Source organism: Rhizobium sp. CSW-27, assembly GCF_018760785.1.
Lineage (GTDB): Bacteria > Pseudomonadota > Alphaproteobacteria > Rhizobiales > Rhizobiaceae > Neorhizobium.
Genome location: NZ_JAHHZO010000002.1, coordinates 160269 through 180126 on the forward strand (window position 1 = coordinate 160269; position 19858 = coordinate 180126).

Annotated in this window: 21 protein-coding genes; 11 read left to right on the plus strand and 10 right to left on the minus strand. The window is 64.3% G+C overall.

The features are described 5' to 3' along the window. Positions 1 to 25 precede the first annotated feature (25 nt). Entirely contained in the window at positions 26 to 379 is a 354-nt protein-coding gene (locus KLP42_RS04310; protein WP_215564966.1) for a DUF2934 domain-containing protein, read from the minus strand. Between the two features lie 175 nt (positions 380 to 554). Between KLP42_RS04310 and KLP42_RS04315 the strand changes: the two genes are divergently transcribed. Continuing rightward, on the plus strand, positions 555 to 776 hold the full coding sequence (locus KLP42_RS04315) for a hypothetical protein (protein ID WP_215564967.1): 222 nt from the start codon (positions 555 to 557) through the stop codon (positions 774 to 776). Positions 777 to 924: 148 nt separating this feature from the next. Here the strand turns inward: KLP42_RS04315 and KLP42_RS04320 are convergent, their stop codons facing one another. The 4 genes from KLP42_RS04320 to KLP42_RS04335 form a co-directional block, all read right to left on the minus strand. Next, complete coding sequence (locus tag KLP42_RS04320) at positions 925 to 1422, minus strand: YciE/YciF ferroxidase family protein (protein WP_215564968.1); 498 nt, start codon at positions 1420 to 1422, stop codon at positions 925 to 927. Between the two features lie 159 nt (positions 1423 to 1581). Continuing rightward, on the minus strand, positions 1582 to 1749 hold the full coding sequence (locus KLP42_RS04325) for a hypothetical protein (protein WP_215564969.1): 168 nt from the start codon (positions 1747 to 1749) through the stop codon (positions 1582 to 1584). After that, the gene (locus tag KLP42_RS04330; RefSeq protein WP_215564970.1) at positions 1746 to 2009 is read right to left on the minus strand and encodes a hypothetical protein; all 264 of its coding nucleotides are present in this window, start codon (positions 2007 to 2009) and stop codon (positions 1746 to 1748) included. Before KLP42_RS04330 ends, KLP42_RS04325 begins: the two co-directional genes overlap by 4 nt. Positions 2010 to 2090: 81 nt before the next feature. Next, positions 2091 to 2675 carry a cysteine hydrolase family protein gene (locus tag KLP42_RS04335; RefSeq protein WP_215564971.1) on the minus strand — a complete coding sequence of 195 codons (585 nt, stop codon included), beginning with the start codon at positions 2673 to 2675 and terminating at the stop codon, positions 2091 to 2093. A 116-nt stretch (positions 2676 to 2791) separates the two neighbouring features. On the opposite strand from KLP42_RS04335, the gene KLP42_RS04340 reads away from it, so the two are divergent. Next, positions 2792 to 3127, plus strand: coding sequence for a hypothetical protein (locus KLP42_RS04340; RefSeq protein ID WP_252192759.1), 336 nt, complete (start codon positions 2792 to 2794; stop codon positions 3125 to 3127). 31 nt (positions 3128 to 3158) lie between these two features. Here KLP42_RS04340 and KLP42_RS04345 read toward each other — a convergent pair whose 3' ends face one another. Beyond that, positions 3159 to 3350 carry a hypothetical protein gene (locus KLP42_RS04345; RefSeq protein WP_215565458.1) on the minus strand — a complete coding sequence of 64 codons (192 nt, stop codon included), beginning with the start codon at positions 3348 to 3350 and terminating at the stop codon, positions 3159 to 3161. A gap of 201 nt (positions 3351 to 3551) precedes the next feature. Next, positions 3552 to 3929: a hypothetical protein gene (locus KLP42_RS04350; protein WP_215564972.1), complete on the minus strand. Its 378-nt coding sequence runs from the start codon at positions 3927 to 3929 to the stop codon at positions 3552 to 3554. Positions 3930 to 4168: 239 nt separating this feature from the next. On the opposite strand from KLP42_RS04350, the gene KLP42_RS04355 reads away from it, so the two are divergent. Both KLP42_RS04355 and KLP42_RS04360 read left to right on the plus strand, forming a co-directional pair. Next, positions 4169 to 4654, plus strand: coding sequence for a sigma-70 family RNA polymerase sigma factor (locus KLP42_RS04355; protein WP_252192760.1), 486 nt, complete (start codon positions 4169 to 4171; stop codon positions 4652 to 4654). Positions 4655 to 4940: 286 nt separating this feature from the next. Then, positions 4941 to 7286: a glucose/quinate/shikimate family membrane-bound PQQ-dependent dehydrogenase gene (locus tag KLP42_RS04360; RefSeq protein ID WP_215564974.1), complete on the plus strand. Its 2346-nt coding sequence runs from the start codon at positions 4941 to 4943 to the stop codon at positions 7284 to 7286. Positions 7287 to 7375: 89 nt separating this feature from the next. On the opposite strand, the gene KLP42_RS04365 is transcribed toward KLP42_RS04360, so the two are convergent. Together KLP42_RS04365 and KLP42_RS04370 are read right to left on the minus strand one after the other, a co-directional pair. Continuing rightward, entirely contained in the window at positions 7376 to 7651 is a 276-nt protein-coding gene (locus KLP42_RS04365; protein WP_215564975.1) for a BON domain-containing protein, read from the minus strand. Between the two features lie 67 nt (positions 7652 to 7718). Beyond that, complete coding sequence (locus tag KLP42_RS04370; RefSeq protein WP_252192761.1) at positions 7719 to 9275, minus strand: PAS domain-containing hybrid sensor histidine kinase/response regulator family protein; 1557 nt, start codon at positions 9273 to 9275, stop codon at positions 7719 to 7721. A gap of 155 nt (positions 9276 to 9430) precedes the next feature. On the opposite strand from KLP42_RS04370, the gene KLP42_RS04375 reads away from it, so the two are divergent. From KLP42_RS04375 to KLP42_RS04405, 7 genes are all read left to right on the plus strand, one after another. After that, complete coding sequence (locus KLP42_RS04375) at positions 9431 to 10036, plus strand: TetR/AcrR family transcriptional regulator (RefSeq protein WP_215564977.1); 606 nt, start codon at positions 9431 to 9433, stop codon at positions 10034 to 10036. Between the two features lie 44 nt (positions 10037 to 10080). Then, positions 10081 to 11226 (plus strand): efflux RND transporter periplasmic adaptor subunit, encoded by a 1146-nt coding sequence (locus KLP42_RS04380; protein ID WP_215564978.1) that lies wholly within the window; start codon positions 10081 to 10083, stop codon positions 11224 to 11226. A gap of 29 nt (positions 11227 to 11255) precedes the next feature. Beyond that, positions 11256 to 14408 carry an efflux RND transporter permease subunit gene (locus KLP42_RS04385; RefSeq protein ID WP_215564979.1) on the plus strand — a complete coding sequence of 1051 codons (3153 nt, stop codon included), beginning with the start codon at positions 11256 to 11258 and terminating at the stop codon, positions 14406 to 14408. Positions 14409 to 14608: 200 nt separating this feature from the next. Further along, entirely contained in the window at positions 14609 to 15595 is a 987-nt protein-coding gene (locus KLP42_RS04390; protein WP_215564980.1) for a sulfate ABC transporter substrate-binding protein, read from the plus strand. A gap of 60 nt (positions 15596 to 15655) precedes the next feature. After that, positions 15656 to 16495 (plus strand): sulfate ABC transporter permease subunit CysT, encoded by an 840-nt coding sequence (gene cysT / locus KLP42_RS04395; protein ID WP_215564981.1) that lies wholly within the window; start codon positions 15656 to 15658, stop codon positions 16493 to 16495. 4 nt (positions 16496 to 16499) lie between these two features. Then, positions 16500 to 17387, plus strand: a complete 888-nt coding sequence (gene cysW, locus KLP42_RS04400; protein ID WP_215564982.1) for a sulfate ABC transporter permease subunit CysW — start codon at positions 16500 to 16502, stop codon at positions 17385 to 17387. Further along, positions 17384 to 18418, plus strand: coding sequence for a sulfate/molybdate ABC transporter ATP-binding protein (locus KLP42_RS04405; protein WP_215564983.1), 1035 nt, complete (start codon positions 17384 to 17386; stop codon positions 18416 to 18418). Before cysW ends, KLP42_RS04405 begins: the two co-directional genes overlap by 4 nt. A 30-nt stretch (positions 18419 to 18448) precedes the next feature. On the opposite strand, the gene KLP42_RS04410 is transcribed toward KLP42_RS04405, so the two are convergent. Next, complete coding sequence (locus KLP42_RS04410) at positions 18449 to 19843, minus strand: amidase (protein WP_215564984.1); 1395 nt, start codon at positions 19841 to 19843, stop codon at positions 18449 to 18451. Between the last annotated feature and the right edge of the window lie 15 nt (positions 19844 to 19858).

The following is a 19858-nucleotide window of genomic DNA, read 5'->3' on the forward strand; positions in this document are numbered from 1 at the left end:
ACAGTCTGGCGATAGGGGGAGAGGCTCAGGCCACGGGGGTCTTGGCCGACCGCTTGCGCGCCGGAGCGGCAATCGGTTCCACCGGCTTCGGTTCTGCCACCGGTTTTGCAGGTGCCTTGGCCGTTGCTGTCTTGGTCTTGGCAGAGGCTTTCGGTTTCTTCGGCTCCGCCGTGCTGACGGGTGCCTCGGTTGCCGGACTTGCCGCTTTCCTGGTCCGGGACGCCGTCACTGCCGCCGCCGGCTTTTCGGTCGCCTCCGACTGCGCTTCGAATTCCTCGCAGGCCCGCGCCCAATGCTCGGCATCGCGGCCGTGCGGGCGGCCTTCTTCTTCCCACAGCGCGTAGGCCCGGTTTCTGATCCACTCGTTCGAGTCCGCCATCTTCCTCTCCATTCGCCCAACCGTCAGAACGCCCCGAAGCCGCTAAAGTTCCGAGAGAATCGAATTTTGTGCGTTGCAGCGCCGGCTGGCAATCCTCCGTTCGCGTAAAAATGCAGAAGGGGTGGAACTTCTTCCTCTTCCGGCAGTTCGAAGCGCTGGCAAGGAGGACCCATCAATGGAAAAATACTTCGACATCGTGCCGCACTCGACCGGCTGGATCTATGTGCTGGACGGCCAGCCCTCGGCATCATTCCCGAGCTACGAACTGGCGCTGCAGGCGGCAAGGGCCCACGCGGCCCGTGACATCCAGACGCTGCGACGCACCGTCTTCCGACGGCAGGAGGTCAGCGGCGAGTGGAGCCGCGTGATACCGCATTCGCAGCACGTCTCCGCCTGAGCGGCGGCTCGCGACAGAGCGTCCATCGAACCAGCCCGCGGCGATCCTTCTCCGCGGGCGTTCCTCGTGGCCGTCATGTGGCCATCAGAAGGCCCGCCCCCTCTGCGGGACGGCGGGCCTCGTGTTCCTGTCTCGGGAACTTCCCGCGTCAGGCGGCCTTGCGGGCCGCGTTGTTCACCGCGGTTTCGGCCAGCTTCGTCAGGGTCTCGTCCGTCTTGGTTTCCTCGGCAAGCGTTTCCTCAAGCAGGCTCACGGCGTCCTTCAGGCCGAGCTGACCCGCCCAGGCGCGCAGCGTGCCGTAACGGCTGATCTCGTAGTGCTCCACGGCCTGGGCTGCCGCCAGCAGTCCGGCGTCGAGAGCCGGCGTGCCCTTGAAGTCGTCGAGGATTTCCTCGCCTTCCTCGATGATGCCGTCGATGGCGGGGCAGGTCTTGCCGCGGGCGCGCTTGCCGATGATCTCGAAGACCTGCTGCAGGCGCTCGATCTGCCCGTCGGTTTCCTCCTTGTGCTTGAGGAAGGCCTGCTTCAGCTTTTCGTCGGTGGCGCCACGCGCCATCTTCGGAAGCGCCTTGGAAATCTTGCGCTCGGCATAATAGATGTCCTTCAGCGTCTCGTAGAACAGATCCTCAAGGGTCTTGTCAGCCATGGTGTTTCTCTCCTCGGTGTGGGTTGTTTCTTGGTTCTTGTTTCTCGGGGGTATTGGGTGCGTGGCCCCGCCGCCGGTCTGGTGGTGGCCGTCAATGCAGCAGGGATGTCGCCTCCATCTAACCGCGGGTACCGGAAGAAGGTTCCCGCCGAAGGTGGATCAGCGGCTGCGGGAACCCGGCTTGTCGTAAAGGTCGCGCACGGCCTCTTCCCGGCGCATGTCCTCGACCGGGTTGATGCGGCGCCGGCGCATCAGGGCATAGACGATCGCCCCGCCCAGCAGGACCGGGCCGATCGCGACGGCGAAGAACCAGAGTTCCGTGCTCATGCCCTGTCTCCGCCCCTATGTCCGCCCTTGTCTCCGCTTTTGTCTCCGCCCTCGGCCTGGCGCTGCGCCCGTTCTTCGGGCGAGAGATCCTCCAGCGGATAGTCGCGCGCATCGCGCTTCTTGTCTTCCACGGGGTGCTCGGCGAAAATGTCCGCCTCGCCCTGCACATAGCCGCTGGGACGATTTTCCGCCGGCCCCTCCCAGCGCGGCCACTGGGATATCTCGCCGGGCTTGCCGCCGCTTTTCGGTTCATGTCGCATGGCCTGCCTCCTCGCTGCGGGCTGTTGCCGTCTGCGAATCCAACCGGTGGGGCGGGAGATTGTTCCGTGGCACCTCGCCGCTCAGGGCCACCAGGCCAGCACCGCATCCGCCTCCATCAGGTCCACCTGCACCGAAAAGCGCCGCGCCAGAAGATCGATGGAATCGTCATGGGTCTGGTCGGAGGCGCTGCAGATCGCATCCCGCACCACGATGACGCGGTAGCCGAGATCGACGGCGCCGAGCACTGTCGCCAGCACACAGACATCGGTCTCCCCGCCGGAAACGACCAGGGTTCCGGCGCCCTTGTCCTGCAGGTGGCGGTGGAGCCGGCCGTCGAGCCAGGGCGAATAGGTCGGCTTGTCGAACACCACGGCCGGGGGCACGAGTTGCCTGAGTTCCGGCAGCAGATCGATCATCGCCTCGCCAAGGGCCTCGCGCGTCATGTTCGACCATTTCTCGAAATAGGGACGCCACATGCCGGTCGCTGCCTCGGGGCGTTGCGGCGGAATGAAGCGGGTGAAGATCGTCCGCTGCGCCGTGGCGCGCGCCACCCTTTCCACCCGTCCGCGCACACGCTCCATCCAGTCGATCTGCCAGGGCGTGTCCTCGGCGAAGAGGCGCTGCATGTCGATGCAGAGATGATGGCAGTTGCCGGGATTTTCCATCGGTTCCTCCTTGGTCTCTCCGGTGCCGCAGCAACCGCAGGCGGCGGGCAAGGTTCCGCGGAACGAAGCGCGCGGGCGGGCGTTTTGCGCTCTCACGACAGAAGGAGTGCAAGACCTTGGCAGAGGACATGAAGATCTATCGCCTCGTTCCCAATGCGCCGGCAGAGGATCCGCAGTGGATGGATCGTCCGCCGCAGGGTGAAGTGGTGGTACGGGCGCGGACGACGGGCGACGCGCGGCTGGTCGCCACCGAAGCGGAGGTGGACTACACCGACACCGATGCCCTGCCGGCGGAGGGCAATTCCACCGACATGGCGAGCGCCTTTCGCAGCGAGAAACTGTATACGGTGATCGAGGATATGTCCGGGCGTTTTCCGTCCGACGGTCCGCGCGGCGTGCTGGAGGGCAGGGTCAGCAGCGATACCATAACGCCGGTGCAGGTCGGGCGCTGAGGCGCGGCGTGCGCGGCAGCCTTCCGACCGCTCAGTCCGGCAGGGCCTGCTTTTCGTTGAGCGCCTTCTGCAACTGAAGCGCAAGCTCCATCAGCCGGTCCGGCACCGGTTCCTTCTCGATTGCGCTGAGAAGGCCGGCAACTTTCGTGCTGACGGTTGCGCCCAGCTCCGGCTTGCCGGTGCTGGTGTTGCCGGTGGTGGTCTCGTCCGTGTTCTGCTTCATTCCGACCTCTCGGCGGTCCGGTTGTCTGGAGGATGCCCCAGCCGTTTTCCGCCGGCTGTGCGGCGAAAGATGGGGCGGCATCCCCTGTCAAACTACTGGAAAGCGCGGAAAGGTCCCGCTTGTCAATGGGACAGGCCCGCAACACGACGCCCGGCCGGTCGGTTCCGGGCCGGGCGTTGTATCAATGTGCGCATTTGCGTCTCAGCCGCGGCCGTCACGGCCGGGAATGGAGGTAACGGCGATGGAAATCGGGTCGCTTGCCGGAAAGCTGTCCTCCAGTCCCTCCTGCAGCTGCTCCTCAAGGTTGCGCGGCTCGCTGCGACGGGAGGCGGAGCTCGCCATGGTCGCGGCGCGACCGTCCTGGTTCTCGGCATCCACCATCTCGTCCGGCAGTTCGTTGTCGCGAACCATCCGGCTGATGAATTCCTTGGCTTTGGCCACCGCGTTGGTCCGGTTCACCCCCGAGGTCTGCGAGCGCAGGCTGACGGAGATCACGTCGCCATCCTGTTCGATGAATTCCACCGTATAGCCTGCGTTTCCGCTGCCTTCGGCAATCACCTGCGTGCCGACAATGCTCATGACATCTCCCTTTCCGGTTTGTCCTGATGTTGCCCGTGAGAACGGCAGAGAGGCTGGCTTTGTTCCGGACGTCGCGCCTTGCATCCGCAGGCGGCTTCAGGCTCCGGGCGGGTTTGCGGCCTATTGCGCAACAACCGCGAATGGCAGGGGCGGGCGGAACTAAATGCATATGCGCAACGTTTGCCACCTCGATCCCACCACCGATACTGGAGAGGTTTGCAACGGTGTCAGAATCACAGTTGAGTCGCGATCCTGCACGCGCAGATATTGTCAGACTCATCCCCGCTCTCCGCGCCTTTGCCCGCACCTTCTGCCGCAATCCCTCGGATGCGGACGATCTGGTGCAGGAAACGCTGATGAAGGCCCTGGCCAACCTCGACAAGTTCGAGCCGGGGACCAAGCTGAAATCCTGGCTCTTCACCATCATGCGCAACACATTCTATACGCGCGCCAAGGTGCTGGGGCGCGAGGCACCGGGGCTTGAGGAGGCCGTGTCGGGCGATTCCCCGATGGAGGCGACACAGGAGGTGCAGGCCCGTGTCCGCGAGGTGCAGCGGGCGCTCGCCAGGCTGCCCCCGCATTACCGGGAGGTGCTGACGCTGGTCGCCATCCTGGGAGAGAGCTACGAATCCGCCGCCGAAATATGCGACTGTGCCGTCGGCACGGTCAAGAGTCGCCTGAACCGGGCCCGTCACCAGATCCTGCAGGAACTGGGCGAGGATTGATCCGCCTTCCTGTGCGTGCGCTTCGCGAGGCCCTGGAAGCATGCCCGGGCTTCGGGCGTTGGTTGTGGCGCTTTGCCGGTGGCATGGCTCGCCTGTCGCCTGTCCCGAAGCGCAGGCGGGCATGACACGGCTCTCTCCGGCTTCCCCCTCGGCTCTCTCCGGGCTGCGGCTGGCGGCTGGGGCGGACGGTCTTTTTCATGGAACCTTCGGCACGCTTGGCAGTTGACCCGCCGGGTAGGGCCCCAAAAAAGCCTCGATCACCCCTCGCACTTTCGGGATTTCTGACATGTCCGTTACGATCACTGCGATCCTGTTCGCCTTGATAGGGATTGCGTTGGCCGCCGGTGGCGCCCAACTCCTGATGTTGGGCGGCAGCGCCTATTATCTCATCACCGGCATTGCATTTCTGGTCACTGCCATTCTGCTTTTCATGCGCCGCTCCTCGGCGCTGCTTCTCTATTCCCTCATTGTCATCGGTTCGCTTGCCTGGGCGATCTGGGAGGTCGGCTTCGACTGGTGGCAGCTCGGCCCGCGCGGCGGTGTCATCATCGTGCTCGGCCTCTGGCTGCTGACGCCGTGGGTGCGCCGGCCGCTCGGTTTCCGCAGCCCCAATACCGGCACCCGCTATGCGGCCGGCGCCGGACCTCTGGGTGTAGTGCTGGTGCTGGCCATTGCCGTTGCCATCTTCTCGATGTTCACCGACACGACGGATATGGAGGGCCGGCTGCCGGAAGAGCAGGTCGCGGCCGCGCCCAATCTCGGCGGCAACGTGCCGCCCGGCGAGTGGCACCAGTATGGCCGCACGCCCTACGGTCAGCGCTACTCGCCGCTCGACCAGGTCAATGTCCAGAACGTGGCGAACCTGCAGGAAGTCTGGCGCTACCAGACCGGCGACGTGAAGCTGCCGGAGGATGTCGGCGAGACGACCTATCAGGTGACGCCGCTGAAGGTCGGCAATTCGCTGTATCTGTGCACGCCGCACAACTGGGCAATCGCCATCGACGCGACAACCGGCAAGGAGCAGTGGAAATACGATCCGAATGTCGGCCTCAATCCCGATCGCCAGCACCAGACGTGCCGCGGCGTGACCTATTATGCCGATCCGGCCGCCCAGCCGGGGCAAGCCTGCGCCCAGCGCGTCTACCTGCCGACCTCGGATGCCCGGTTGATCGCGCTTGATGCCACCAACGGTCAGGTTTGCACCGGCTTTGCCGATAACGGCGTGCTGCATCTGGAACAGGGCATGCCCTACAATCCGGCCGGCTACTATTATTCGACGTCGCCTCCGGTGATCGCCGCCGGCAAGATCATCATCGGCGGAGCGGTCAACGACAACTATTCCGTCCGGGAGCAGTCCGGCGTGATCCGGGCCTTCGACGTCAATTCCGGCCAGCTGGTCTGGAACTGGGATTCCGGCAATCCGACTGAGACTGCACCGCTGCCGGAAGGACAGACCTATACGGCGAACTCGCCGAACAGCTGGTCGGTCTTCAGCGTCGATGAACAACTTGGCCTCGTCTACATTCCGCTTGGCAACCAGGTGCCGGACCAGCTCGGCATGAACCGTTCGGAGAGTGTCGAGAAGTACTCGTCCTCCATCGTCGCGCTCGACCTCAATACCGGCGCCGACCGCTGGGTGCGCCAGACGGTGCATCATGACCTGTGGGACATGGACGTGCCGGCCCAGCCGGTTCTGATCGATCTGACCATGCCGGATGGTGTGCAGGTGCCGGCCCTTGTCGGCCCCACCAAACAGGGCGATATCTACGTGCTCGACCGCCGCACCGGCGAACCGCTGCGCCCGATCCGCGAGATCCCGGCACCGGGCGGCGCGATTCCTGAAGACACGACCTCTCCGACGCAGCCGATTACGGCGCTCACGTTCCGGCCGCGCACGCTGGAAGGCCGGGACATGTGGGGTGTCACCATATTCGACCAGATGGTGTGCCGCATCCGGCTGAAGCAGCTGAAATATGAGGGTCAGTACACGCCGCCGTCGCTGCAGGGTACGCTCGTCTATCCCGGCAATTTCGGCACCTTCAACTGGGGTTCGGTCGCGGTGGATCCGGAGCGCATGGTGATGTTCGGCATGCCGACCTATCTCGCCTTCACATCGCAGCTCGTGCCGCGTGCGGACGTGCCGCCGAAGGGGGAAGGCGAGAAGGGGTCGGAACAGGGGTTGAACCGCAATGAGGGCGCCCCCTATGCCGTGAAGATGGGTCCCTTCCTCGGACCGTTGCAGATCCCCTGCCAGGCGCCGCCATGGGGTTATGTCGCGGGCGCCGACCTGCGCACGGGCGAGATCGCCTACAAGCAGAAGAACGGCACCGTCTACGACATGACGCCGCTGCCGCTGCCCTTCAAGCTCGGCGTGCCGGGCATCGGCGGACCGATGATCACCAAGGGCGGCGTCGTCTTCCTCGGCGCAGCAGTCGACAACTATCTGCGCGCCTACAACCTGACGACAGGCGAGGAACTGTGGGAAGCACGCCTGCCGGCCGGCGGCCAGGCAACCCCGATGACCTATTCGGCGGAGGACGGGCGCCAGTTCTTGGTGATGGTCGCGGGCGGCCATGGCTCGATCGGCACCAAGCCCGGCGACTACGTGATCGCCTACGCCCTGCCGCGATAGGCTGCAGCTCTTTCCAACAGCAAAAGCCCGGGGCGTTACCCAACGCCCCGGGCTTTTCGATGTCTGAAGCTCGGCGAAGATCCGGAAAATCAGGAGGTTTCGCTGGCACTGAGGCGATTGGTGACGGAGGTGACGCCCTCGACGGACATCGCCACTTCCGCAGCACGCTCGATTTCGCCGGTTTGCAGCACGCTGCCGGTCAGGACGATGGTGTTTCCTTCGGCCGTCACCGCAAGGTCGGTCGCATCCAGTCCGCCGGCGCTGGCGAGCGCTGCCGCCACCCGGGTTTCCAGCGCGGCCTGCGGCGGATACTGCACATCCACCGTCGGCTCTCGTTCATGATAGGTCTGGGGCTTGAACACCATTGTCTGTCCTCCTGGCGTTGTTGCATGCCAAACACCCAAGGAGCGGCAAATGTTCGCGGCGAAATCGCTAGAGGGAGGCTGGCAGGCTGGCCAGGACTTCGCCCAGCTGCTGCTGCGAAAAGGGCTTGGGCAGGCGCGGCAGGTTGGCGCCGTCGCCGCTCGGCAGCTCCGCATAGCCGGTGGCAAGCACGATCGGCAGGTGCGGCCGGATCTGCCGGATGCGTCCGGCCAGTTCGGCGCCCGTCATGCGCGGCATCGAATGATCGGTGATCACCACGTCGATCTCCTGCCCGCTTTCGACGATGGCCAGCGCATCGACCCCGTTATACGCCTCGATCACCGTATGGCCGAGATCCTCCAGCATCAGGCCGGTATTCATCAGCACCAGCGCATCGTCATCCACGGCAAGCACGGTCAGCGGGCGTCCCGCTTGAGGCTTGTCCTGCATCGTCGTCATTGCGTCTTCCGTCCTTGTTGCGGCCTGCACGGCCCCTGCCTGCGCGGGCATCAGCAGCGTCACCGTGGTGCCGAAACCCGGCAGGCTGGTCAGCCGCAATGCACCGCCCGATTGCTCCGTCAGGCCTTGTACCATGGAAAGCCCGAGCCCGGTGCCCTTGCCGATGCCTTTCGTGGTGAAAAACGGCGTGGGCGCGCGCGCCAGTGTCTCGGCATCCATGCCTTCGCCGTCATCGATCACCGAAAGCTCGACATAAAGGCCGGGTTCGAGCTGGCCTTCGCGCTGCAGGACATGGCGCGGGCGCGCCAGAATCCGAATGAGGCCGCCGTTCGGCATGGCGTCGCGGGCATTGACGATGAGGTTCAGCAGCGCCGTCTCCAGCTGGTTGCCGTCGGTCAGGACGGCGGGCAGGCCGGTCTCGCATTCGACCTCGATGGCGATGTCGGGCGGAAGGGAGCGGCGGGCAAGCTCCACCATGCCTTCCACCAGATCGCGCACATCGACGGGGCGCACATCCAGTTCCTGGCGCCGGGCAAAGGCCAGCAGCCGCTGGGTCAGGGCCGCGCCGCGTTCGGCGCCGCGAATGGCATTGATGACGAGAGGGGTGGTCTGCGGGTCGTCCGGCAGGCGCTTCTGCAGCATCTGCAGGCTGCCGAGGATCGCCATCAGCAGATTGTTGAAGTCATGCGCGACGCCGCCCGTCAACTGGCCGATGGCCTCCAGTTTCTGGGCCTGGAACAGTTCCTCGCGCGCCCGGGCAAGCTCGATCTGCGCGGTGCGCTTCTCGCTGATGTCGCGGGTGATCTTGGCAAAGCCGAGAAGCGTGCCGTGCTGGTCGCGGATGGCGTCGATCACGACATTGGCCCAGAAGCGCTCGCCATTCTTGCGCAGTCGCCAGCCTTCCTTCTCGAAGCGGCCCTCCCGCCGCGCCGTATCGAGGCCGTGCTGCGGCTCGCCCGCCGCCCGGTCCTCCGGGGTGTAGAACCGGGAAAAATGCTGCCCGAGAATTTCGCTGGCGACATAGCCTTTCATGCGCTCGGCACCGGGATTCCAGCTGGCCACATAGCCCTGCGGGTCCACCATATAGATTGCATAATCGGTGATCGCGTTGATCAGCAGCCGGTAGCGGTCGTCCGTTTCCAGTTGCAGCAATTGGCCATCGGCCATGATGGGGTCCCCACAAGCACTTCGCGGCCTCAACGAACTTGCGACACGGGCAAAGGTTCCAGCGTTGCGGAAAATTCCGGCGGGATTGACAGAAAATGCTGACATGATACGACTGACGAAATTCAAAATTCGTCAGTCATCATTTGGCACGCGTCATGAACGATCTTTCCAGCCAGGCCGGCGAGGCCGCCCGGACCGACAACATCGAGAGGATTCTCGATGCGGCGGAGCGCCTCTTCAAGCATTACGGCTACTCGAAGACCAATGTGGCCGACATTGCGCGCGATCTGTCGATGTCGCCGGCCAATATCTACCGCTTCTTCTCTTCCAAGGCGGAGATCCACCAGGCGCTCGCAAGGCGCATGCTGGGCGTGCAATATGCCGCGCTGAAGGAGAATGCGGCCGGTTCCGGTTCTGCCGAGCAGCGCCTGAAGAGCCATCTCGCCCTGATGCACCGGATCACCATCGAGACCATGCTTGAGGAGGAGCGGGTGCACGAAATGGTCCTCGTTGCCCTCGACCAGCAATGGGCGGTGATCGAGGAGCACCTCACCCGCATCCGGCACCTTCTCGCCGGCATCATCCGCCAGGGCATCGAAGCCGGCGAGTTTCGCCAGCAGGACCCGATGGTCGCCGCCGAATGCTTCATGTGCTTCGGCGTGACGCTGTGCCATCCGCAACTGGTGGCCAAGAAGTGCACGGGCGAGGGCGAGGTCGAGCCTGCCGTGCTCGCCGATTACATGATCCGCGCATTGAAATAGTCATTTCGACCCTCAGAGGGGCATTCTTTCGGTAGGAGCCGAACATGTTGATCAGGGGACTGGCAAACTGGAAGAGTTTCGGGCAGGGCCTTGCCCTTGTCGGGCTTGTCGGACTTGCCGGCTGCAGCGAGCAAAAGGCGGAAACGGAAACGGTCATCCGCCCGGTGAAGGTCGTCGAGGTTGCGCAGCCCGATGAAGGGCGCCGGATGCAGTATTCCGGCGCGGTGCGTGCCCGCACCGAGATCGCCATGGGCTTTCGTGTCGACGGCAAGGTCACGCAGCGGCTGGTGGATGTCGGCCAGCGCGTCAAGCCGGGCGATGTCCTCGCCCGCCTCGATCCGGTCGATTACGAACTTTCCGTGCGCCAGGCAGAGGCGCAGCTGGCTTCGGCCGAGAAGCAGGTGGAAATTTCCCACCTGGCGCTGAACCGCGCCCAGGTGCTGCAGGAAAAGAACGTCACCTCGCAGTCGACGCTGGAACAGAGCCAGCTTGCCCATGAGCAGGCGGTTGCCTCCCGCGATGCGGCCAGATCGGCGCTGGAACAGGCGCAGAACCGCGTCGCCTACACCGTGCTGACCGCCGATGTCGAGGGCATCGTGACCGCGACCAGCGCCGAGGCCGGTCAGGTGCTGGCCGCCGGCACGCCGGTGGTGACGGTTGCCCGCGACGGAGCCAAGGAGGTGGCGATTGCCGTTCCGGAAAGCGACATTGCCGAATTCCGGCCCGGCAAGCTGGTCAGGGCCGGCTTCTGGTCGAACCGCGATCTGTCGCTGGAGGGCAAGGTCCGCGAGATTGCCGGCAGCGCCGACAGTCAGTCGCGCACCTTTGCCGTGCGTGTCAGCCTGCCGGACGATCCGAATATCCGCCTCGGCATGACGGCGACGGTCACCGTGCGCGCGGATGATGCGAGGCCCGCCTATGTGCTGCCGCTGTCGGCGCTGTCCCGCCAGTCCGATCAGCCGGTCGTCTGGCTGGTGGACCGCCAGACGCAGACGGTGCATCCGCGTGCCGTGACCGTGGCGGGCTTTGCCGGAGATGGTGTGCGGGTGACGGACGGGATTGCCGCCGGCGATCTGGTAGTTGCCGCCGGCACACAGTTCATGCGCGAGGACATGAAGGTTCGCCTCTCCGACCGCGAGGTGCAAAACGCCGAAGAGCCGGCCGTCGCCGGTCTGCCGAAGCAGTCCTGACTCGTCGTCCAGAACAGGAAACGCCAGCCATGAGCGCCTCTCACACCACGGCTTCCGGCAAGAAGCCCTTCAACCTGTCGCGCTGGGCGATCGCCCATCCGAGCATCGGCCGCTTCCTGTTCGGCCTGATCATCATCATCGGCGGTCTTGGCATCATGAACATGGGCCAGAAGGAAGATCCCGATTTCACCTTCCGCGTCATGGTGGTGCAGGCCGTCTGGCCGGGCGCCTCCATCAAGGAGATGCAGGACCAGGTGGTCAACAAGATCGAGCGCAAGCTGCAGGAAACCCCGCACCTCGACTGGGTGAAATCCTATACCCGCGCCGGTTTCTCGATCACCACCGTCCAGATCAAGGGCGACACCAATGCCGCCGAGGTGAAGGATGCCTTCTATCAGGTGCGCAAGAAGATCGGCGACATCGAGCAGGACCTGCCGAGCGGGTTGCTCGGACCGTATTTCAACGATGAGTTCGGCGATACCTATATCACGCTGCATGCCATTACCGGCGACGGCTATTCCTATCCGGAACTCAAGCAGTTCGCCATCCAGGCCCGTGACATGCTGCTGGCCACGAGGGGTGTCGAAAAGGTGTCGATCCTCGGCGACCAGCCGGAGCGCATCTATATCGACATCTCCTCCAAGGCGCTGGCCGAGCGCAAGCTGACGCTGAACGACGTGAAGAGCGCGCTTGACGGCCAGAACGACATGGACCCGGCGGGCACCGTGCAGACCGCCACCCGTTCGGTGCGCATCACCGTGGAAGGCGGCGTGCGCACGCCGGAAGACGTGCGCGAACTGCGCATCCGCAGCGGCAACCAGGTGTTTCGTCTCGGCGATATCGCGACCGTTTCCCGCGGGCTGATCGAGCCTTACGATCGCAAGTTCCGCTTCAACGGCAAGGATGCGGTGGAAGTCGGCGTCGTCATGCAGAACGGCTACAAGGTGACCGATGTCGGCACCTGGGTGGACGAGACCTACAGGCGCTTCGAAAACGCGCTGCCGGTCGGCGTGTCCGTCGAGCAGATCGCCAACCAGCCGGAAGTGGTGCACGAGGCGATCGGCGAGTTCACGCAGGCGCTGCTGGAAGCGCTCGTCATCGTGCTGGTCGTTTCGCTTCTGTCGATCGGCTGGCGGTCGGGCATCGTGATCGCCATCTCCATTCCGCTGGTGCTCGCCGCCACGCTTGCGATCATGTACGAGCTTGGCATCGAGCTGCAGCGCATTTCGCTGGGCGCGCTCATCATCGCGCTCGGTCTCTTGGTCGATGATGCGATGATCGTGGTGGAGATGATGGAACGCAAGCTGGAGGAGGGGCTGGAGAAGCTCGATGCCGCCACCTTTGCTTATTCCTCCACCGCCTTTCCGATGCTGACAGGAACGCTGATCACCACAGCCGGTTTCATTCCGGTTGGCTTTGCGGATTCCACCGCCGGCGAATATGTCCGCTCGCTGTTCTACGTGGTCGGCATCGCACTCGTCACCTCGTGGTTCGTGGCGGTCTACTTCACGCCCTGGCTCGGCTACATGATCCTGAAGCAGCGGGCGCATGCCGGCACGCATCACGATGTCTACGACACGCGCTTCTATCGCGGCCTGCGCGCCACCGTCGCCTGGTGCGTGCGCCACCGGCTGATCGTCTTGATGGCAACCTTCCTCACCTTCGGCACCAGCCTCTGGGCCTTCCAGTTCATTCCGCAGAGCTTCTTCCCGCAGTCCTCGCGCCCGGAAATCCTGGTCGACATGTGGCTGCCGGAGGGCACGGCCATCGAGGAGGTGGAACGCCAGGCCAAGGCTCTCGAAGCCAAGATCATCGACGATCCGGACAAGAAGTTCGTCGCGACCTTCATCGGCGAGGGCGCGCCGCGCTTCTTCCTGCCGCTTGACCAGCAGCTGCGCAACCCGAACTTCGCCCAGCTTCTCGTGATGTCGAACGGGCTTGAGGAGCGGGAACGGATGATCATCAAGCTGCGCAAGATCCTGGCGGAGGATTTCCCGACCGTGCGCGGCAAGGTGGACCGCCTGTTCCTCGGGCCGCCGGTCGGCTGGGCGGTGCAGATGCGTGTCTCCGGTCCGGACCGGGAGGAGGTACGCAGGATCGCCGATCAGGTGAAGCAGCGCTTCCACGAGAACCCGCTCCTCGGCACTATCCATGACGATTGGCTGGAGCCGGTGGCGACGATGAAGCTCGTCATCGACCAGGACCGGGCTCGCGCACTCGGCGTTTCCTCGCAACGGGTCCGGCAGATGCTCTATGCCGCCGTGTCCGGTGCCGAACTCGGCCAGTTCCGCGATGGCGAGGAAACCGTCTCGATCGTCGCCCGCGAGCCGGATCAGACACGCAAGCTGCTCGATGCCGTCGACAGCGTCTATATCCCGACCGATAGCGGCGCCTTCGTGCCGGTCTCGCAGATCGCCCGTGTGGTGCCGGTGCAGGAAAACGGCATCGAGTGGCGGCGTGATCGCCTGCCGACCGTCACCGTCAAGGCGACGGTTCCGGATGGCGTCGAGCCCAATGATCTGGCGCTGAAGATGTACCAGGGCATGGCGGAGCTGCGCGACAGACTGCCGGCCGGTTACAAGGTCGAGATCCAGGGCGGCGCGGAGGATGCCGCCGAGAGCCAGATGTCGATTGCCGCCAAGGCACCGGTCATGCTCTTCGTCATTCTGGTGCTTCTGATGATCCAGCTGCAGCATTTCGGCAAGGCCATGCTGGTGCTGGCCACCGGCCCGCTCGGCATCATCGGGGCAGCAGCAGCGCTTCTGATTACCGGAGCGCCGTTCGGGTTCGTCGCCATCCTCGGCGTGATTGCGCTGCTCGGTATCATCATCCGCAACTCGATCATTCTCGTTGACCAGATCGACCAGGATATCGCGGCCGGCATGGCGCGGCGCGAGGCGATTGTCGGGGCTGCCGTGCGCCGTTTCCGGCCGATCATGCTGACGGCGCTGGTGGCGGTTCTGGCGCTCATCCCGATCTCGCGCGGACTGTTCTGGGGGCCGCTCGCCTATGCGATGATGGGCGGCATCCTGGTCGCGACGCTTCTGACCATCCTCGTGCTGCCGGCAGGCTATGCCCTATTCTTCGGCCGCGAGCCGAAGGCCGCAAAGCCGTCCTCCGGTGACAATGACGACCGGCGGGACGAGCCGCTGTCGCCGGGCCTCAATCCGGCGGCCGAATGACTTTCGGCGCGGACGGTGCACCCCTGCCGTCCCGCCACATGGCCGATGCCCGTTTCAACCGGTTGGAATGGGCATCGCCGTTCCACGGCGGAATGAGTGGAAATTTCCCGTTTCGCCATTTGTGGCAGGTTTGCGGTTTCTCGTCCGGGCGGTTGCGGACCGCTAGAATTCCGGTCAATCGAACCTGACCGGAGAATTGCATGAACCGCCTCCTGATCATCGGCACCGCGCTGGCCGCTCTCGTCGCCGGGCCGGTGCTGGCCCAACAGCCGAACAAGCTGCTGAACGCGTCCTACGACATCGCGCGCGAACTGTTTGCCGCCGAAAACGAAGCCTTCGTCAAGGTTCATCCGGGTGTCACCATCGACCAGTCGCATGCCGGGACCTCCAAGCAGGCCCGCGCCATTGTCGAAGGCCTGGAGGCGGATGTCGTTACCTTCAATCAGGTGACCGACATCGATTTCCTGGTGAAGCAGGGCTTCGTTTCGAAGGACTGGCAGAAGAACTTCCCCAATGCGGCTTCCCCCTTCTACTCCTTTCCGTCCTTTCTGGTGCGCGCCGGAAACCCGAAGAACATCAAGGACTGGAACGATCTCGTCCGCGACGACGTGAAGGTGATCTTCCCGAACCCGAAGACCTCGGGCAATGCCCGCTATACCTATCTCGCGGCAACCGCCTATGCCAAGGAAGCCTTTGGCGGCGACGAGGAGAAGGTCGAGGCCTTCGTGAAGAAGATCTTCGACAACGTGCCGGTCTTCGATACCGGCGGCCGTGCCGCCACGACCACCTTTGTCGAGCGTCAGATCGGCGATGTGCTGATCACATTCGAGGCCGAAACGCGCGGCATTGCCAAGCAGTACGGTGCCGACAAGGTGGAAAGCGTCATTCCGTCCGTTTCGCTGCTGGCCGAATTCCCGGTTGCCGTTGTCGACAAGGTTGCCAAGAAGCATGGAACCGAGACGCTGGCCAAGACCTATCTCGATTTCCTCTACAGCGAGGAAGGCCAGCGGGTTGCCGCCCAGTTCGGCCACCGCGTGCATGATCCGAAGATCAAGGCCGAATTCGCCAGCGAGTTTCCGGAGGTTCGCCTCGTGAAGGTCGAGGATGTCTTCGGCGGCTGGGACAAGGTGCAGAAGGAGCACTTCGCTTCCGGCGGCGAACTGGACCAGATCTACGGCAATCGTTAAGGCTTCAAGCCTCCCAGGGCCCCGGACCCGGCGAGTTTTCCTCGCCGGGTCCGACTGTTGATGACGGGAACCGCATTCGTGAAACGCAATGTCCTGCCCGGGCTGCGCCTGTCGCTCGGGCTCACCCTCTTCTATGTCGGCCTGATCGTGGTGCTGCCGCTGGCGGCGCTGGCGGTCAAGGCTGCCAGTCTCGGACCGGTCGACTACTGGTCGATCGTCTCCTCGCCGCGCGCGGTGGCCAGCTACCGGGTGACGGTGCTGGCGGCGCTCGGCGCCACCGTTTTCAACCTGTTCTTCGGTCTGGCGCTGGCCTGGGTTCTGACGCGATACCGCTTTCCCGGCCGCCGGCTGGTCGATGCCATGGTGGATCTGCCGTTTGCGCTGCCGACGGCGGTTGCCGGCATTTCGCTGACGGCGCTGTTTTCCGCCAATGGCTGGTTCGGCTCGGTGCTCTCCCATCTCGGCATCACGGTCGCCTACACGCCGCTTGGCATCATGATTGCCATGTGCTTCACCAGCCTGCCCTTCATCGTGCGCACGGTGCAGCCGGTGCTGGAGGATCTCGATCCGGCTCTGGAAGAAGCAGCCCAATCGCTCGGCGGTTCGGACTGGACGATCTTCCGCAAGGTCATCCTGCCGCTTCTCAGCCCCGCGCTGCTGGCCGGCACCTCGCTCTCCTTTGCGCGGTCGCTGGGCGAGTTCGGTGCCATCATCTTCATTGCTGGCAACCAGCCGATGAAGACGGAAATCACCGCGCTTCTGATCTTCATCCGCCTGGAGGAATATGATTACCAGGCGGCCGCCGCGATTGCCTCCGTGCTGCTGATCACCGCTTTCGTGACGCTGGCCATCACCAACTGGCTGCAGGCACGTGCGCTGCGTTATACGGTGAAGGGATAGATCCATGAGCCAGACACATCATCGCCGCAAACCGCCGCGTGTGGGGGACCGCCCGCTGTTTCGCAACAGCCTGATCGCAATCGTGCTGATCCTCGGCGCGCTTCTGATCCTGGCGCCGCTCATCGTCATCGGCGTCGAGGCCTTTTCCCAGGGCTGGCAGACCTATGTCGCGACGCTCGATCATCCGGACACTCGCCATGCGATCATGATGACCGTGGTCACCGCGCTGATTGCCGTGCCGGTCAATACCGTCTTCGGCATTGCCGCAGCCTGGTCGATCACCAAGTTCGATTTTCCAGGAAAGCGTCTGCTCCTGGTCGTGATCGAAATCCCGTTCTCGGTCTCGCCGATCGTCGCCGGGGTTGCCTATCTCTTCGTCTACGGTCTGCAGGGCATATTCGGCCCGCTGCTGGATGCCTATGACGTGAAGATCCTGTTTGCGTTGCCGGGCATCGTGCTGGCGTCGATGTTCGTGACCGCCCCCTTCGTGGCGCGCGAACTGATCCCGCTGATGCAGGCGCAGGGGCGTGATCTGGAAGAGGCCGCCACCTCGCTCGGCGCCTCCGGCTGGCGCACTTTCCTCGCCGTCACGCTACCGAATGTGAAGTGGGCGTTGCTTTATGGCGTCGTGCTCTGCAATGCCCGCGTGATGGGCGAATTCGGCGCAGTCTCCATCGTCTCCGGCAATATTCGCGGCCAGACCAACACGCTGCCGCTGCATATCGAGCTTCTCTATCACGATTATCAGGCGGCCGGCGCCTTTGCCTCCGCCTCCATCCTGGCGGTACTTGCCGTCTTCACCATCATTGCCAAGGTCGCGCTGGAGCGTCGCGGTGCCGGCCGCCGCAAGGCACTGGCAAGCCTGCCTGCCTCCCAAGGAACCCGTCCATGAAGATCCGCCTCGACAACGTCATCAAGACCTTCGACACGTTTCGCGCCGTGCACGGCGTTTCGCTGGAGATCGAAAGCGGTGAACTGGTGGCGCTCCTCGGTCCCTCCGGTTCGGGCAAGACGACGATCCTGCGCATGGTCGCCGGCCTCGAATATGCCGATGGGGGGCACATTTATTTCGGCGACCAGGATGCAACCGATATTCCGGTACGCGACCGCGGCGTCGGTTTCGTTTTCCAGCATTATGCGCTTTTCCCGCATATGACGGTGGCGGAAAATATCGGCTTCGGCATGAGCGTGTCGAAGGTGAAGCGCAGCAAGGCGGAGATTGTCGCCCGCGTTCAGCAGCTCCTGAAACTCGTCAGGCTGGAGGGGCTCGGCGATCGGTTTCCCGGCCAGATCTCCGGCGGTCAGCGCCAGCGCGTGGCGCTGGCCCGTGCGCTTGCCGTCGATCCCAAGGTGCTGCTGCTGGACGAGCCTTTCGGTGCGCTCGACGCCAATGTGCGCCACGACCTGCGCCGCTGGCTGCGCGAGATCCACCAGGAGCTCGGCATCACCACGATCTTCGTGACGCATGACCAGGAGGAGGCACTCGATCTCGCCGATCGCGTCGTGATCCTGAAGGAAGGCAAGATCGTGCAACAGGGCACGCCGCAGGCGGTGTGCCGCGATCCGAAGGATGCCTTCGTGCTGAAATTCCTTGGCGATGCGAACAGGCTTACAGGCGAGGTGAGGGCAGGGCGAGCAATGGCGGGCGGTGCCGTGATCGATGCGCCGGGCCTTGCTGATGGTCCGGCGGAGATCTATGCCCGCCCGCGCGATCTCGACTGGTCCGCCGAGGGGCCCGGCGTGGCGGCGACGGTGACGCGCGTCCTCGATCGTCCTGGCGAACGCCGCGTCATGGTGCAGGCGGTAACCGGCGAGGCACTGGAATTCGACGTCGAACCGGAGCGCGACATCGCGGCCGGGCAGGCCGGTTTCGTCACGCTGCGCCGTGCGAAGGTGTTCGCGCTGGATGAAAACCCGGCCTGAGCCCTGTGGGGCAGGCCCGCTGCGGTGCGATCAGTCGACCGGCGGTTCGGGCCAGCGCGCCACGCCGCCGCTCCAGGTCTCGAACGCCTTCGACAGTTTCAGCACGAAGGGATCGGCAAAGCGGGGGCCGACGATCTGCAGGCCGATCGGCATGCCGCTCTTGGAGAAACCGCAATTGATGGAGGAGGCCGGCTGTTCCGACATGTTCCACGGCACGGTGAAGGCGATATGTTCGAAGGGGGCGGCCGGATCATTGGTCGGCGACGCCCAGTCCGCCGGATAGGAGACGACCGGATTGGTGGGCGAGATCACCGCATCGACAGTGGTGAACAGTTTTCCGCAGGTCTTGCGCATCTCGATCGTCTGGTTGAAGCCACGCACCGCATCGACACCGGAGACATGCGCGCCACCCTTTGCCCAGTCGAAGATATAAGGCAGGATGAGGCTCTGGCGTTCCTCGTCCATGCCGGCAATATCGCCCCAGAAGCGCGCACGCCAGAAATTGTCGAGGCCGTCGAGCATCGCCCGCGTGATGACCGGCCCGACGGGCACGATCTCGGCGCCCGCCTGTTCGAACAGGCGCGCTGCCGCCATCACCGCCTCCTTCACCTCGTCTTCCGCCGCAAGTCCGGTCCCCGCATCCAGCATCAGGCCGATTTTCAGGCCGCGTACGTCGATGTCGAGATCCAGCCAGTCGAAGGCATTCGGCGGCAGCGAGGTGCCGTCGCGCCAATCGGTCCGCGACAGCGGCTCCATGGACAGCGCCGCATCCTCGACGAAACGCGTCATCGGACCCGCACAGCGGCCGACATAATAGGGATCGACCGGAATGCGGCCCTGGCTGGGCTTGAAGCCGAAAATGCCGGTCCAGCCGGCCGGAAGCCGCACCGAACCGCCGATATCGGTGCCAATATGCAGAGGGCCGAAACCGGCCGCTGCCGCCGCAGAGGCCCCGGCACTCGATCCGCCGGGGTTCTGGCTCAGGTCCCACGGGTTACGGCTGAGCTTGTGAAAACTGGAGAGGCCGGAGGAGAGCATGCCGTAATCCGGGCATGTGGTCTTGGCGAAGATTACCGCCCCATCCTCGCGGCAGCGAGCGGCAATCGGCGCATCCTCCGCCGCCGGGACCAGTTCGACCGCCTTTGTGCCAAGCGGCACCGGATCACCCTTGGTGGCGATCAGCTCCTTCAGCGTCACCGGAATACCGTCGAGGACGCCGAGCGTCTCGCCTTTCTGCCAGCGCTCGGTCGAGGCCTTCGCCTGGGCGCGGGCGTTTTCCGGATCGTAGAGATAGAGCGCCTGCACATAAGGTTCAAACGCGTCGATCCGCTCTTCCACCGCCTGCCAGTATTCGAGCGGCGAAAGGCTCTTGCGGGCATAGAGATCCCGGACCTGCCGGATGGTCAGCGTCAGCAATTCATTCATGGCGATGTCTTCGTT

What these genes read in the sequence shown, in the direction of transcription:
- KLP42_RS04310 (WP_215564966.1), bottom strand. Translation starts at nt 379, where the DNA reads ATGGCGGACTCGAACGAGTGGATCAGAAACCGGGCCTACGCGCTGTGG.
- KLP42_RS04315 (WP_215564967.1), top strand. Translation starts at nt 555, where the DNA reads ATGGAAAAATACTTCGACATCGTGCCGCACTCGACCGGCTGGATCTAT.
- KLP42_RS04320 (WP_215564968.1), bottom strand. Translation starts at nt 1,422, where the DNA reads ATGGCTGACAAGACCCTTGAGGATCTGTTCTACGAGACGCTGAAGGAC.
- KLP42_RS04325 (WP_215564969.1), bottom strand. Translation starts at nt 1,749, where the DNA reads ATGAGCACGGAACTCTGGTTCTTCGCCGTCGCGATCGGCCCGGTCCTG.
- KLP42_RS04330 (WP_215564970.1), bottom strand. Translation starts at nt 2,009, where the DNA reads ATGCGACATGAACCGAAAAGCGGCGGCAAGCCCGGCGAGATATCCCAG.
- KLP42_RS04335 (WP_215564971.1), bottom strand. Translation starts at nt 2,675, where the DNA reads ATGGAAAATCCCGGCAACTGCCATCATCTCTGCATCGACATGCAGCGC.
- KLP42_RS04345 (WP_215565458.1), bottom strand. Translation starts at nt 3,350, where the DNA reads ATGAAGCAGAACACGGACGAGACCACCACCGGCAACACCAGCACCGGC.
- KLP42_RS04350 (WP_215564972.1), bottom strand. Translation starts at nt 3,929, where the DNA reads ATGAGCATTGTCGGCACGCAGGTGATTGCCGAAGGCAGCGGAAACGCA.
- KLP42_RS04360 (WP_215564974.1), top strand. Translation starts at nt 4,941, where the DNA reads ATGTCCGTTACGATCACTGCGATCCTGTTCGCCTTGATAGGGATTGCG.
- KLP42_RS04365 (WP_215564975.1), bottom strand. Translation starts at nt 7,651, where the DNA reads ATGGTGTTCAAGCCCCAGACCTATCATGAACGAGAGCCGACGGTGGAT.
- KLP42_RS04370 (WP_252192761.1), bottom strand. Translation starts at nt 9,275, where the DNA reads ATGGCCGATGGCCAATTGCTGCAACTGGAAACGGACGACCGCTACCGG.
- KLP42_RS04375 (WP_215564977.1), top strand. Translation starts at nt 9,431, where the DNA reads ATGAACGATCTTTCCAGCCAGGCCGGCGAGGCCGCCCGGACCGACAAC.
- KLP42_RS04380 (WP_215564978.1), top strand. Translation starts at nt 10,081, where the DNA reads ATGTTGATCAGGGGACTGGCAAACTGGAAGAGTTTCGGGCAGGGCCTT.
- KLP42_RS04385 (WP_215564979.1), top strand. Translation starts at nt 11,256, where the DNA reads ATGAGCGCCTCTCACACCACGGCTTCCGGCAAGAAGCCCTTCAACCTG.
- KLP42_RS04390 (WP_215564980.1), top strand. Translation starts at nt 14,609, where the DNA reads ATGAACCGCCTCCTGATCATCGGCACCGCGCTGGCCGCTCTCGTCGCC.
- cysT (WP_215564981.1), top strand. Translation starts at nt 15,656, where the DNA reads ATGACGGGAACCGCATTCGTGAAACGCAATGTCCTGCCCGGGCTGCGC.
- cysW (WP_215564982.1), top strand. Translation starts at nt 16,500, where the DNA reads ATGAGCCAGACACATCATCGCCGCAAACCGCCGCGTGTGGGGGACCGC.
- KLP42_RS04405 (WP_215564983.1), top strand. Translation starts at nt 17,384, where the DNA reads ATGAAGATCCGCCTCGACAACGTCATCAAGACCTTCGACACGTTTCGC.
- KLP42_RS04410 (WP_215564984.1), bottom strand. Translation starts at nt 19,843, where the DNA reads ATGAATGAATTGCTGACGCTGACCATCCGGCAGGTCCGGGATCTCTAT.